This window comes from Mesorhizobium sp. C432A, from assembly GCF_030323145.1.
Classification (GTDB): domain Bacteria; phylum Pseudomonadota; class Alphaproteobacteria; order Rhizobiales; family Rhizobiaceae; genus Mesorhizobium.
Window position 1 is genome coordinate 2,297,507 of record NZ_CP100470.1, and the last position, 12,075, is coordinate 2,309,581.

A 12,075-nucleotide genomic window follows, 5' to 3' on the forward strand; every position below is an offset into this window, starting at 1 on the left:
CGCATGCCTGCCGGAGAACCGGGCAGGCGGACGGCGCGTAACGGAAAAAAATAACCGACAGGGTGTGGATCACATGAAACGTATCGTTCTCGGCCTCCTGGCCGCAACCGCAATGGTTCTTCCGGCTTTCGCCGCGGATGTCCAGCCGGCCATCCTCTACGATCTCGGCGGCAAGTTCGACAAGTCCTTCAACGAGGCTGCCTATCACGGCGCCGAAAAGTTCAAGACCGAGACCGGCACCGCCTATGTCGAGTTCGAAGTGTCGAACGCCTCGCAACGCGAGCAGGCGCTGCGCCGCTTCGCCGAGGACGGCCGCAACCCGATCGTCATGGCCGGGTTTGCCTGGGAGGATGCGCTGAAGGTGGTCGCGAAGGAATATCCCGATCTCAACTTCGCCATCATCGACGATGCCGTCGACATGCCCAATGTCCGCTCGCTTGTGTTCAAGGAAAACGAAGGCTCCTATCTCGTCGGTATCCTGGCGGCGATGGCCTCGAAGTCCAAGAAGGTCTCCTTCATCGGCGGCATGGACATTCCGCTGATCCGCAAGTTCGCATGCGGCTATGTCGGCGGCGCCAAGGCGGCCGGTGCGACCGATGTCATCCAGAACATGACCGGTGACACGCCCGCGGCGTGGAACGATCCGGCCAAGGGCGGCGAGATCGCCAAGACGCAGATCGACCAGGGCTCCGACGTCGTCTATGCCGCGGCCGGCGGCACCGGCGTCGGCGTGCTGCAGGCGGCGGCGGATGCCGGCAAGCTCGGCATCGGCGTCGATTCCAACCAGAACGGCCTGCAGCCCGGCAAGGTGCTGACCTCAATGCTGAAGCGCGTCGACGTTGCGGTCTACACCGCCTTCATGGACGGCAAGAACGGCACCTTCAAGGGCGGCCTGCAAAATCTCGGCCTCAAGGAAGGCGGCGTCGACTACGCCATGGACGACAACAACAAGGCGCTGGTCACCGACGAGATGAAGGCTGCCGTCGAAAAGGCCAAGGCCGACATCATCGCCGGCACGATCCAGGTGCACGACTACACCGCCGACAACGCCTGCCCGTATTGATCTGTATCCATTAGAGTTGAAACCGCCGGGCGAGAGTCCGGCGGTTTTGTTTTTGGGTTTGACGGGGGCCGCAACTTGAGAGGCGAGAGTGAAGCCGACCATCGGACCGATGACCGAACGCGATGTTGATGCAGTGGCGCGACTGCGCATCGCCGCCTTTTTCGAGGGCAGCGCAAGAACGCTGAATGAGGACGTCGCCGGGCTTCGCGAGTTGCTCAACGGAGATGGCTTCGAGGCGGCGCTTGTGGCGCGGATAAGGGACGTCCCGGTCGGGACCTGCCTGCTGGTTCGCCACGAACTTGAACCCGCGCATGAGCTGACGCCTTGGCTGGCGGGATTGGTCGTCGATAGCGACCACCGCGGCAAAGGGATCGGCCGCGCGCTGGTTGCAGCCATCGAAGCGCATGCAACCGCGATCGGTGTGGAGAGGACCTACCTCTATACGTGGGTGGCGCGAGACTTCTATGCCGGGCTCGGTTGGGCAGTGGTCGAGTCGTTTGAGCAGGACGGCTACCCGATGCTGCTGATGTCGCGCGAACTCGGCCTATAGCTGTCCGACGAGATAACCCAGCGCGAATACCATGATCAGCGCGATGGCGATGACGGCGCCGCGTCGGCCACCGAGCGAATGCACGCCGACGACGCCATAGGGCTTCCGCTCCAGTCTGCCGATCACCGGCTTCGCTTCGTCCTGGCCAACCACACGCATCTGCGGCAGTTCGGCGATGCGTTGCGAGATCAGCCGCCAGCGATCGCTGCCGCCCGATGGCGCACCACGGTCGAGGACATGCATGCGCTCGGCCAGCCGCATCACCGTGTCGCGGAAGGCGGGATCGATCTCCAGGTCGCGCTCGGCACGTTCGCGGTCGCGATCGTTCATCAGGCCAAGCACATAATCGCCCGCCCGCGCAACGCGGTCGCTTTCACCGGCCATAGGCTTCTCCTTGCTACCAGTGCGGCGGTTTGGTTATCGGCACGTCGGGTGCCGATTGTTCCTCCAGAGCCATGAAGCGCCCGGTCAGGGCATCGAGCTTGCGCTGCATGCGTTCGATCGCCGTCCACTGTTCGGCGATCTGGCCCGACAGTTCCTCGATGGTCTTTTCCTGCTCGGCGGCGCGGATTTCCAGCGTCGTCAGCCGGTCGACAGGCATGATCATTCGAAACTCCCCAGGTCCTGGTGCACGCAGTTGCAGCATGATGCGACTGTTGAGCCTTGCATATTAGTGAATGTGAAGGTCTGCGGCCACGTTCGAAATTGACAAGCGCACCGGGATTTGTCGAGAGTGGCCACTGCGCCGCCAATTGGCACGGGTGGGGCATCATGCTAGGCGTTTTGACCAAGCGATAAAAAAATAAGAGTGGGACAGGCTGCATGGCGCAAGCCGCAATCGAACTGATCGGCATCAACAAGAGTTTTGGCGCCGTTCGCGCCAATCGCGACATCAATCTGGAGATCGCACGCGGCACCATCCACGGCATCGTCGGCGAGAACGGCGCCGGCAAGTCGACGCTGATGTCGATCCTCTACGGCTTCTACCAGGCCGACAGCGGCGAGATCCGCGTCGGCGGCAAGCCGGCGTCGATCAAGACTTCCAACGACGCCATCGCGCTCGGCATCGGCATGGTGCACCAGCACTTCATGCTGGTCGACAATTTCACCGTGCTGGAAAACATCATCCTCGGCGCCGAAAGCGATGCGCTGTTGAAAAAGAGCATCGCCAAGGCGCGCTCCGAACTGGAGCGGCTCGAGCGCGAATACGGGCTGGAAGTCGATCCCGACGCCATCATCGAGGAATTGCCGGTCGGCCTGCAGCAGCGTGTCGAAATCCTGAAGGCGCTTTATCGCGGCGCCGAAATCCTGATTCTCGACGAGCCGACGGGCGTGTTGACGCCGGCCGAGGCCGACCATCTGTTCCGCATCCTCAGGCAATTGAAGGACCAGGGGAAAACGGTGGTGCTGATCACCCACAAGCTGCGCGAGATCATGGCCATCACCGACAATGTCTCGGTCATGCGCCAGGGCACGATGGTGGCGACGCGCGAGACCAGCAAGACGACAGTCGGCGAACTGGCCGAACTGATGGTCGGGCGGCGCGTGCTGCTGCGGGTCGAAAAGGGCGAGACGGAGGCCGGCGCGGTCAAGCTGGCCGTCAAGAACCTGACGGTGAAAGACCAGCGCGGCGTCACCATGGTCGACGACATCTCCTTCGATATCCGCGCCGGCGAGATCGTCGGCATTGCCGGTGTCGCCGGCAACGGCCAGTCCGAACTGCTCGAGGCGATTTCCGGCATCAGGCGCGCGGTTTCCGGCTCGGTGATGCTCGATGGCAAGCCGATCGACCTGACCGGGGCCGCCGATCCCGGCGAGTTGCGCGACCGTGGGCTCGCCCATGTGCCGGAGGACCGCCATCATGTCGGCCTGGTGCTGGCCTTCGAGGAGAACGAGAATTCGATCCTCGGCTACCATGACGACCCGCGCTACCTGAAAGGGCCGTTCCTCAACATCGACGCCATCATGGCTGATGCCAAGGACAAGATCGAGAAATATGACATCCGGCCCGGCAATCCGCGTCTGAAAACGGCGAATTTCTCCGGCGGCAACCAGCAGAAGATCGTGCTGGCGCGAGAAATGGAGCAGGACCCCGGTGTTCTGATCGTCGGCCAGCCGACACGCGGCGTCGATGTCGGCGCCATAGAATTCATCCACAAGCGGCTGATTGCCATGCGCGACCAGGGCAAGGCGGTGCTGGTGGTGTCGGTCGAGCTCGACGAGATCCGTTCGCTGTCCGACCGCATCCTGGTGATGTTTGCCGGGCGCATCGTCGGCGAACGCGGCCCGGAGGCGACCGAAGGCGAGCTTGGTCTGCTGATGGCAGGCGTCGATCGCCAGGAGGCGGCAGAGTGAGCACGCCTTACGCCAAGCTGCCGGCCTGGGCCGATTATGGGCTGATCCCGCTGATCAATCTGTCAGTGGCCTTCATCGTTGCCGGTTTCGTCGTCATGCTGGTCGGCGAAAACCCGTTTCGTGCCGCCGTCATCCTGGTCGAGGGCGCTTTCGGCAAGGGAACCGGCATTGCCTTCACGCTGTTCTATGCCACCACCTTCATCTTCACCGGCCTGTCAGTGGCGGTGGCCGCGCATTGCGGCCTGTTCAACATCGGGACCGAGGGCCAGGCCTATATTGCCGGCCTTGGCGTGGGCGTGGTCTGCCTCGCCTTCGACACTGTGCTGCCGTGGTGGCTGACCTTTCCGCTGGCGATCGTCGCCGGAGCCGCCGTCGGTGCGCTGTGGGCGCTGATCCCGGCCTATCTGCAGGCCAAGCGCGGGTCGCACATCGTCATCACCACCATCATGTTCAACTTCATCGCGGCCTCGATCATGGTCTACCTCCTGGTTGGGCCGTTGAAGCCGGCGGCGTCGCAGGCGCCGCAGACGCGCAACTTCCTCGCCGGCGCCGAACTGCCCAAACTCAACTGGATCATCGAACTGTTCGGCGCCAAGATCCGCTCGGCGCCGTTCAACATCTGCTTCCTGCTGGCGCTGCTCATGGCATTCCTGGTCTGGCTGCTGATCTGGCGCACCAAGCTCGGCTACGAGATGCGCACCTATGGCCACAGCCCGAAAGCGGCGCGCTATGCCGGCATTTCGGAGACCCGCATCATCATTATCGCGATGATGATTTCGGGCGCGCTGGCCGGCATGATGACGCTGAACCCGGTGATGGGCGACCAGCACAATGTGGCGATCGATTTCGTCTCCGGCGCCGGCTTCGTCGGCATTGCCGTGGCGCTGATGGGCCGTCTGCATCCGGTCGGCATCGTGCTGGCGGCGATCCTGTTTGGCATGCTCTACCAGGGCGGCGCCGAACTTGCCTTCGAAATGCCGGCGATTTCCCGCGACATGATCGTCATCATCCAAGGCCTGGTCATCCTGTTTGCCGGTGCGCTGGAGCACATGTTCCGGCCCTACGTCCAGGCGCTGTTCGCCTCGTTCAGTCCAAGGTCGGTCGGCATCGAAGCGGTCAAAGGGAAGGGCGCCTGAGATGGACGTCTTCATCGCCATCGTGCAGATCCTGGACTCGACCATACGCCTGTCGGTGCCGCTGCTGCTCGCTTGCCTCGCCGGCCTCTATTCGGAACGCGCAGGCGTTTTCGACATCGGGCTGGAAGGCAAGATGCTGGTCGGCGCCTTTGCAGGTGCGGCCGCCGCTTCGGTCTTCCATTCGGCCTTCCTCGGTCTCGGCATGGCGATCGTGATGTCGGTCGCCTTTGCCCTGGTGCACGGCTTCGCCTCGATCACCCATCGCGGCAACCAGATCGTCTCCGGTGTGGCCATCAACTTCGTCGCCGCCGGCTCGACCATCATTCTGGGCCAGGCCTGGTTCCAGCAGGGCGGGCGCACGCCGGCGCTGCAGCCGGGCGAGCGTTTCGAGGCCATCACTCTGCCAGGTGCTGCCGCGATCCATGATGTGCCCATCATCGGGCCGATCTATTCCGAGCTGCTCTCGGGCCATTCGATTCTGGTGTATCTCGCTTTCGCCATGGTGCCGTTCACCTGGTGGGTGTTGTTTCGCACCCGCTTCGGCCTGCGCCTGCGCGCCGTCGGCGAGAACCCGGCCGCCGTCGACACCGCCGGCATTTCGGTCGCCTGGCTGCGCTACCGGGCCCTGATCTGCACCGGTGTGCTGACCGGCATTGCCGGCGCCTACCTCTCGATGGTGCAGAATGGCGGCTTCGTGAAGGACATGACCGCGGGCAAGGGGTACATCGCACTGGCGGCGCTGATCTTTGCCAAATGGCGACCGGTCAACGCTATGTTCGCCTGTCTTCTGTTCGGCTTCCTCGACGCGGCGGCGATCCGCCTGCAGGGTTCGCCGCTGCCGTTGATCGGCAAGGTGCCGGTGCAGTTCATGCAGGCGCTGCCCTATGTGCTGACCGTGATCCTGCTTGCCGGCTTCATCGGCAAGGCGATCCCGCCGCGCGCCGGCGGCGTGCCGTATGTCAAGGAACGTTGATCCGGGCGCCCAGGAGCACTGAGTCGAGCATGCGGCTGGTGCTCGAAAGGCGCCACGAAAACGCAAAGCGCCGGGTTTTGACCACGATCGTCGGAGAGAACACCTGAATGTCGCATGATCTGTTCGAAGCCGCGCAGGAGGCCATGGCCAAGGCCTACGCGCCCTATTCGAAGTTTCCGGTGGGTGCGGCGTTGCGCACCGAAGACGGCCGTGTCTTCACCGGCGCCAACATCGAGGTCGCGTCCTATCCGGAAGGCTGGTGCGCCGAGACCACGGCGCTCGGCCATTACATCATGGGCGGCGGCGGCAAGATCGTCGAGATCGCCGTCATTGCCTCGCGCATGGCCAAATGCTCGCCCTGTGGCGGCTGCCGGCAAAGGCTGGCGGAGTTCTGCCGGCCGGACACGAAGCTCTATCTTTGCGACAACACCGGCGTGGTCGAGACCGTGACGATGGGCGACATGCTGCCCTACGGGTTTCGTGGCGACATTTTGAAGTGAGAGTTGGCTGATATGAAGGAAGCTCTGGACCACCTCGTCGAAAGGCTGGACGGGTTAGCGCCGACAACGGCGATGGTGCTGGGGTCGGGCCTTGGCGGGCTTGTCGACCAGGTCGAGAATGCCGTGCGCATCTCTTATGCCGACCTGCCGGGTTTCCCCCGCAGCGGGGTGACTGGCCATGCCGGCGAGGTGGTCGCGGGGCTTTTCGCCGGCACGCCGGTGCTGATGCTGTCCGGCCGCGCCCATTACTACGAGCACGGCGTTGCTGCTGCAATGCGGCCGGCGCTGGAGGTGCTTGCCGGCATCGGCATCACCAAGCTGATCCTTACCAATGCCGCCGGCTCGGTCGATCCCGACATGCTGCCTGGATCGGTGATGCTGATCACCGATCACATCAATTTCTCCGGCTCCAACCCGCTGATCGGCGAGCCGAGCGACCGCCGCTTCGTCGGCCTGACCGAAGCCTATGATGCCGGCTTGCGCGCGGCGATCGAACGGGCGGCGAAGGCGACAGGGACGGCGCTGCACAAGGGCGTCTATATGTGGTTTTCCGGTCCGTGTTTCGAAACCCCTGCTGAAATCCGCATGGCCCGCGTCATGGGCGCCAAAGCGGTAGGGATGTCGACCGTACCGGAGGTCATTCTCGCCCGCTTCCTTGGGCTTCGCGTAGCCGCCTGTTCGGTGATCACCAATCTCGCCGCCGGGATGACCGGGGCGGAACTGTCGCACCAGGAGACCAAGGACATGGCGCCGATCGGCGGCGCACGGCTGGCGACGATCCTTGCGCATGTGTTCCAGGATGGGTTGCCGGAGCCGAAGGGCGCCGCCTGATGCTTCCGCAGGAAATCATCCGCCGCAAGCGCGACGGCCAGAAACTGTCCGCACAGGAGATTTCGGCTTTTGTCGCGGGCGTGACTTCGGGCAGCGTCTCGGACGGCCAGGTCGGCGCCTTTGCCATGGCGGTTTTCTTCAACGGCATGAACCGCGACGAGGCGGTGGCGCTGACGCTCGCCATGCGGGATTCAGGCGATGTGCTCGACTGGTCGGACCTGCCGGGTCCGGTCACCGACAAGCATTCGACCGGCGGCGTCGGCGACAATGTCTCGCTGATGCTGGCGCCGATCGTCGCCGCTTGCGGCGCCTATGTGCCGATGATCTCCGGCAGGGGCCTTGGGCATACCGGCGGCACGCTGGACAAGATGGATGCCATCCCAGGCTATATCAGCCAGCCGGATATCGCGCGCTTCCGCAAGACGGTGCTCGAGACCGGCTGTGCCATCATCGGCCAGACCGCCGATCTCGCGCCCGCCGACCGTCGCCTCTATGCGATCCGCGATGTGACCGGAACGGTGGAATCGGTGCCGCTGATCACTGCCTCTATCCTGTCGAAGAAACTCGCGGCCGGCCTGCGGTCGCTGGTGCTCGACGTCAAGGTCGGCAATGGCGCCTTCATGGAGAAGTCGCGCGACGCGACAGCACTGGCCAACAGCCTGGTCGAGATCGCCAACGGCGCCGGCGTGAAGGCCTCGGCGCTGGTCACCGGTATGAACGAGCCGCTGGCGTCGGCGGCCGGCAACGCGGTCGAGGTGCGCAACGCCGTCGATTTCCTCACCGGAAGGTTCCGCGACAAGCGACTGGAGGATGTGACGCTGGCGCTGGCCGCCGAGATGCTGCAATCGGCAGGGCTGGCGTCGTCCAATCAGGACGGTCTCAGGCGCGCGGCCGAGACGCTGGCCGGCGGCCGCGCGGCAGCCGCCTTCGCGCGTATGGTCGCAGCCCTTGGCGGTCCCGCCGATTTCGTCGAGAAGCCGGAAAAATACCTGCCGAAAGCGGCGGTGGAGTTTGCGGTCAAGGCGACAGGCAACGGTTTTGCCACCGCTATTGCCACCCGCGATATCGGCCTTGCTGTGGTCGGGCTCGGTGGCGGGCGTACGCGGCCGGACGACAGGATCGACCATGCGGTCGGCATCACCAGGCTGCTGCCGCTCGGCGCCGAGGTGCGGACCGGCGAGCCGCTGGCGCTCGTCCACGCCCGCACGCAAGCGGAGGCCGAAGCGGCCGCAGCCGCCGTGCTTTCGGCCTATACGATCGGGGCGTCGAAACCAGCCGCCGACAAGACTGTCATCCGGCGCGTGCGGCCGCGCGGGTAGCGGAACGCGCTACTGCACCAGTAACAGTGTGCCGTTTTCGACCTGGTATTTTGCCAGCCGCTGCAAAAAGCTCATGCCAATGAGGTTGGTGCGCAGAGCCTTGTCGTCGAGCACTACCGCCTGGACGTTGTCGACGCTGATCTTGCCGATCTGCAGGCGATCGATGTTGACCACGGCGGCCCTGATCGCGCCATTGGCGGTGTTGACCTGCTGGTTGAAGTCCGACGGGTTGAGCGAGATGCCGATGCGGCGCGCCGTCGAGGTGTTGATGGCGACCAAAGTGGCGCCGGTGTCGATCATGCCGTCGACCTGGCGGCCGTTGAGCTTGAAGGCGGAGGTGAAATGGCCGCGCTCGTCAGCCGCCACCAATACTTTGCGCCCAGTGGGCAGCGGTGCGGCCGGCTTGCCGGGAACCGAGGCCATGTTCAGTTCGGGCTGAGGCTGCGCGGACGGCTTGCCGGCGACGGTCGACTTCAACAGGTTGTCGAGAATCTGCGGATTCGACTGATAGACGATCGGGATCGATGCCGACGTTCCGGCGAACACGCCCAGAATGACAAGCTTGCGCAGCATGAATGGACCTTCGTGAAGGCCCATTCTTGCCACGTATGGTGTGTGCCGCTTTAACGCCAACCCGAAACCGCGGCTTTGCGTAAACGGGCGGTAAACGACTGGATGTCAGCTGGCCTTGCCAGCCGCCGTCATTTGGTTCCGTACATGCGGTCGCCGGCATCGCCGAGGCCGGGCATGATGTAGCCCTTCTCGTTGAGCTGGCGGTCGATGGAAGCGGTAAAGACCGGGACATCCGGATGCGCCTTGGTGAAGCGCTCGATGCCTTCTGGCGCCGCCAGCAGGCAAAGGAAACGGATGTTGGTGGCTCCGCGCTCCTTCAGCTTGTCGATGGCCGCGATGGCCGAGTTCGCGGTCGCCAGCATCGGATCGACGACGATCACCAGCCGGTCGGCGAGATCGCTCGGCGCCTTGAAGAAATATTCCACCGCCTCCAGCGTTTCGTGATCGCGGTAGAGGCCGACATGCGCGACGCGGGCCGCCGGGACCAGGTCGAGCAGGCCTTCGAGCAGGCCATTGCCGGCGCGCAGCACCGAGGCGAAGACCAGCTTCTTGCCTTCCAGCGTCGGCGCTTCCATGGTTTCCATCGGGGTTTCGATGGTCGTCGTCGTCAGTTCGAGGTTGCGGGTGACCTCGTAGCCGAGCAGCAGCGAGATCTCGCGCAGCAGCCGCCGGAAGCCGGCGGTCGACGTCTCCTTCTTGCGCATGATGGTCAGCTTGTGCTGGACAAGCGGGTGGTCGACGACGGTGACGCCCTGCATGGGTTGCTCCAGTGAATGGTGAATAGTGAATAGTGAATAGTGAGCAGGTTTGCGAGTCCCGATGGATCGATCATTGCCGTTGACAGGCCGAACCGCCGGCAAACCAATCACCAATCACCAATCACCAGTCACCTCTTCGCATCGAGCCGGGCAAGCAGCGCGCTTTTCGTCTTCCTGTCGACGAAAGCCGCTTCGATCGCCGTCCTGGTGACGGCGGTCAAAGCTTTTTCATTCATGGAGAAATGCTCGGCGGCGATGTCGTATTCGCGCTTCAGCGAGGTCCAGAAATAGGGTGGGTCGTCGGAGTTCAGCGTCACCTTGCAGCCGGCCGCCTGCAGGGCAGGCAAAGGGTGATCGGCGAAACTGTCGTAGACTTTGAGCGCGATGTTGGAGCCGGGGCAGCATTCGAGCACGATGCCCTCATCGGCGATGCGGCGCACCAGGTCGGGATTTTCGATGGCGCGCACGCCATGGCCGATGCGCGAGGGGCGGATGTGGTCGAGTGCGGCCTGCACCGTCTCCCACCCGGTCAACTCGCCGGCATGGATGGTGATGCCAAGGCCGGCTTCGCGGGCGATCTCGAAGGCCCTTACATAATCCTCCATCTCGCCCATGCGCTCGTCGCCGGCGACGCCGAAGCCGGTGACCAGCGGATTTCCGCAGCGCGCCGCAAAGCGCGCCGCCTGCTCGATCGACTCGACGCCGACATGGCGTACGCCGGTGACGATCATGCGGCCCTCGATGCCGGTCTTGGCTTTGGCGCGCAGCATGCCTTCGCCGAGCGCATCGGTATAGGCCTTGGGCGACAGGCCGGCCCTGACGGCATGGTCGGGCGAGGTGAAGACCTCGGAATAGATGGCGCCGTCGCGGGCAAGGCTGGTCAGATAATGGTCGGCGAGGCGGGCATAATCCTCCTCGGTGCGGAACAGGTCGGCGGAAAAATCATAAGCCGCCAGGAACGAGGTGAAATCATGCCAGACGAAGGAGCCGTTCTGGATATAAAGCGAGGTGTCCTTGCCGTATTTCTGCGCCTGACGGATGACGAGTTCGGGCGCCGCTGCCCCCTCGATGTGGCAGTGCAGTTCTGCTTTCAAAGGCATGCAGTTATCCCGTCTCATCAGTCCAGGCCGTAAAGCCCACCACCTGGAAGCGCGGCCGAACACCGCGCCTTAAACAATAGCGCCCGCACCATCGATCGGCTATGGTCCCGCCGGTTTTATGACGGATCAAAATAATGTCAGTTGAGAGAACCACGGCCGCGGGCGGCATGGAAACCTCCTATGGTTTCAAGAAGGTAGGGCCAGGCGACAAGCAGCCTCTGGTCAATGAGGTTTTCCACAAGGTGGCGAACCGCTACGACCTGATGAACGACCTGATGTCGGCCGGGCTGCACCGGCTGTGGAAGGATGCCATGGTGACATGGCTCAATCCGCCGAAACGTCCGGGCTGGAAAGTGCTTGACGTGGCGGGCGGCACCGGCGACATCGCCTTCCGCATTGTCGACGCCAGCCATGGCAACACGCATGCCACGGTGCTCGACATCAACGGCTCGATGCTCAGCGTCGGCCGTGACCGCGCGGAGAAAAAGGGCCTGTCCGGCAACACCGATTTCGTCGAGGCCAATGCCGAGGAACTGCCTTTCACCGATAGCACCTTTGACGCCTACACCATCGCATTCGGCATCCGCAACGTGCCGCGCATCGATGTCGCGCTGACGGAAGCCTTTCGCGTGCTGAAGCCCGGCGGACGGTTCCTGTGCCTGGAGTTTTCCGAGGTCGAGATGCCGCTGCTGGACAAGGTCTACGAAGCCTGGTCGTTCAACGTCATTCCGCAGATCGGCAAGATGGTGACGGGCGAGGGCGAACCCTATTCCTACCTGGTCGAATCGATCCGCAAATTTCCCAATCAGCAGAACTTTGTTGCCATGATCACCCGCGCGGGCTTCGAGCGCGTGTCGTTCCGCAACTATTCCGGCGGCATTGCCGCCCTGCATTCGGGCTGGAAGCTTTGAGGCACC

Annotated in this window: 14 protein-coding genes; 9 read left to right on the forward strand and 5 right to left on the reverse strand. The window is 63.7% G+C overall.

What is annotated here, in order from left to right; all coding sequences use genetic code 11:
• The first annotated feature begins 73 nt into the window (after nt 1-73).
• Nucleotides 74-1,063 carry a BMP family lipoprotein gene (locus NLY33_RS11050; RefSeq protein WP_023704059.1) on the forward strand — a complete coding sequence of 330 codons (990 nt, stop codon included), beginning with the start codon at nt 74-76 and terminating at the stop codon, nt 1,061-1,063.
• An 88-nt stretch (nt 1,064-1,151) separates the two neighbouring features.
• Nucleotides 1,152-1,613 (forward strand): GNAT family N-acetyltransferase, encoded by a 462-nt coding sequence (locus NLY33_RS11055; RefSeq protein ID WP_023704058.1) that lies wholly within the window; start codon nt 1,152-1,154, stop codon nt 1,611-1,613.
• Here the strand turns inward: NLY33_RS11055 and NLY33_RS11060 are convergent.
• Nucleotides 1,608-1,997, reverse strand: a complete 390-nt coding sequence (locus tag NLY33_RS11060; RefSeq protein WP_023704057.1) for a hypothetical protein — start codon at nt 1,995-1,997, stop codon at nt 1,608-1,610. The two genes, NLY33_RS11055 and NLY33_RS11060, sit on opposite strands and share 6 nt — an antisense overlap.
• A gap of 13 nt (nt 1,998-2,010) precedes the next feature.
• The gene (locus NLY33_RS11065; protein WP_196813821.1) at nt 2,011-2,217 is read right to left on the reverse strand and encodes a SlyX family protein; all 207 of its coding nucleotides are present in this window, start codon (nt 2,215-2,217) and stop codon (nt 2,011-2,013) included.
• Nucleotides 2,218-2,435: 218 nt separating this feature from the next.
• Here NLY33_RS11065 and NLY33_RS11070 point away from each other — a divergent pair, with 218 nt between their 5' ends.
• The 6 genes from NLY33_RS11070 to deoA all read left to right on the forward strand — a co-directional run bounded on the left by NLY33_RS11070 (nt 2,436) and on the right by deoA (nt 8,727).
• Nucleotides 2,436-3,968 (forward strand): ABC transporter ATP-binding protein, encoded by a 1,533-nt coding sequence (locus NLY33_RS11070; RefSeq protein WP_023704056.1) that lies wholly within the window; start codon nt 2,436-2,438, stop codon nt 3,966-3,968.
• Nucleotides 3,965-5,104: an ABC transporter permease gene (locus NLY33_RS11075; RefSeq protein WP_023686470.1), complete on the forward strand. Its 1,140-nt coding sequence runs from the start codon at nt 3,965-3,967 to the stop codon at nt 5,102-5,104. The genes NLY33_RS11070 and NLY33_RS11075 overlap by 4 nt, the downstream gene beginning before the upstream one ends.
• 1 nt (nt 5,105) lies before the next feature.
• The gene (locus NLY33_RS11080) at nt 5,106-6,077 is read left to right on the forward strand and encodes an ABC transporter permease (RefSeq protein ID WP_023683182.1); all 972 of its coding nucleotides are present in this window, start codon (nt 5,106-5,108) and stop codon (nt 6,075-6,077) included.
• A 107-nt stretch (nt 6,078-6,184) separates the two neighbouring features.
• Complete coding sequence (gene cdd / locus NLY33_RS11085) at nt 6,185-6,577, forward strand: cytidine deaminase (RefSeq protein WP_023683183.1); 393 nt, start codon at nt 6,185-6,187, stop codon at nt 6,575-6,577.
• A 12-nt stretch (nt 6,578-6,589) separates the two neighbouring features.
• Nucleotides 6,590-7,408, forward strand: coding sequence for a purine-nucleoside phosphorylase (locus NLY33_RS11090; RefSeq protein WP_023707594.1), 819 nt, complete (start codon nt 6,590-6,592; stop codon nt 7,406-7,408).
• Nucleotides 7,408-8,727, forward strand: coding sequence for a thymidine phosphorylase (deoA, locus tag NLY33_RS11095; RefSeq protein WP_023704053.1), 1,320 nt, complete (start codon nt 7,408-7,410; stop codon nt 8,725-8,727). The genes NLY33_RS11090 and deoA overlap by 1 nt, the downstream gene beginning before the upstream one ends.
• Nucleotides 8,728-8,736: 9 nt before the next feature.
• On the opposite strand, the gene NLY33_RS11100 is transcribed toward deoA, so the two are convergent.
• The 3 genes from NLY33_RS11100 to NLY33_RS11110 all read right to left on the reverse strand — a co-directional run bounded on the left by NLY33_RS11100 (nt 8,737) and on the right by NLY33_RS11110 (nt 11,158).
• On the reverse strand, nt 8,737-9,300 hold the full coding sequence (locus NLY33_RS11100; RefSeq protein WP_023695614.1) for a TIGR02281 family clan AA aspartic protease: 564 nt from the start codon (nt 9,298-9,300) through the stop codon (nt 8,737-8,739).
• Between the two features lie 128 nt (nt 9,301-9,428).
• Nucleotides 9,429-10,058 (reverse strand): uracil phosphoribosyltransferase, encoded by a 630-nt coding sequence (upp, locus tag NLY33_RS11105; RefSeq protein WP_023671129.1) that lies wholly within the window; start codon nt 10,056-10,058, stop codon nt 9,429-9,431.
• 128 nt (nt 10,059-10,186) lie between these two features.
• Nucleotides 10,187-11,158: an adenosine deaminase gene (locus tag NLY33_RS11110; RefSeq protein ID WP_023704052.1), complete on the reverse strand. Its 972-nt coding sequence runs from the start codon at nt 11,156-11,158 to the stop codon at nt 10,187-10,189.
• 134 nt (nt 11,159-11,292) lie between these two features.
• Between NLY33_RS11110 and ubiE the strand changes: the two genes are divergently transcribed.
• Nucleotides 11,293-12,069, forward strand: a complete 777-nt coding sequence (gene ubiE, locus NLY33_RS11115; protein ID WP_023683188.1) for a bifunctional demethylmenaquinone methyltransferase/2-methoxy-6-polyprenyl-1,4-benzoquinol methylase UbiE — start codon at nt 11,293-11,295, stop codon at nt 12,067-12,069.
• The last annotated feature ends 6 nt before the right edge of the window (nt 12,070-12,075 follow it).

Excerpts from the sequence above, each read along its gene's own strand:
- NLY33_RS11050 (WP_023704059.1), top strand. The coding sequence starts at position 74 with ATGAAACGTATCGTTCTCGGCCTCCTGGCCGCAACCGCAATGGTTCTT.
- NLY33_RS11060 (WP_023704057.1), bottom strand. The coding sequence starts at position 1,997 with ATGGCCGGTGAAAGCGACCGCGTTGCGCGGGCGGGCGATTATGTGCTT.
- NLY33_RS11070 (WP_023704056.1), top strand. The coding sequence starts at position 2,436 with ATGGCGCAAGCCGCAATCGAACTGATCGGCATCAACAAGAGTTTTGGC.
- NLY33_RS11080 (WP_023683182.1), top strand. The coding sequence starts at position 5,106 with ATGGACGTCTTCATCGCCATCGTGCAGATCCTGGACTCGACCATACGC.
- cdd (WP_023683183.1), top strand. The coding sequence starts at position 6,185 with ATGTCGCATGATCTGTTCGAAGCCGCGCAGGAGGCCATGGCCAAGGCC.
- NLY33_RS11090 (WP_023707594.1), top strand. The coding sequence starts at position 6,590 with ATGAAGGAAGCTCTGGACCACCTCGTCGAAAGGCTGGACGGGTTAGCG.
- deoA (WP_023704053.1), top strand. The coding sequence starts at position 7,408 with ATGCTTCCGCAGGAAATCATCCGCCGCAAGCGCGACGGCCAGAAACTG.
- NLY33_RS11100 (WP_023695614.1), bottom strand. The coding sequence starts at position 9,300 with ATGCTGCGCAAGCTTGTCATTCTGGGCGTGTTCGCCGGAACGTCGGCA.
- upp (WP_023671129.1), bottom strand. The coding sequence starts at position 10,058 with ATGCAGGGCGTCACCGTCGTCGACCACCCGCTTGTCCAGCACAAGCTG.
- NLY33_RS11110 (WP_023704052.1), bottom strand. The coding sequence starts at position 11,158 with ATGCCTTTGAAAGCAGAACTGCACTGCCACATCGAGGGGGCAGCGGCG.
- ubiE (WP_023683188.1), top strand. The coding sequence starts at position 11,293 with ATGTCAGTTGAGAGAACCACGGCCGCGGGCGGCATGGAAACCTCCTAT.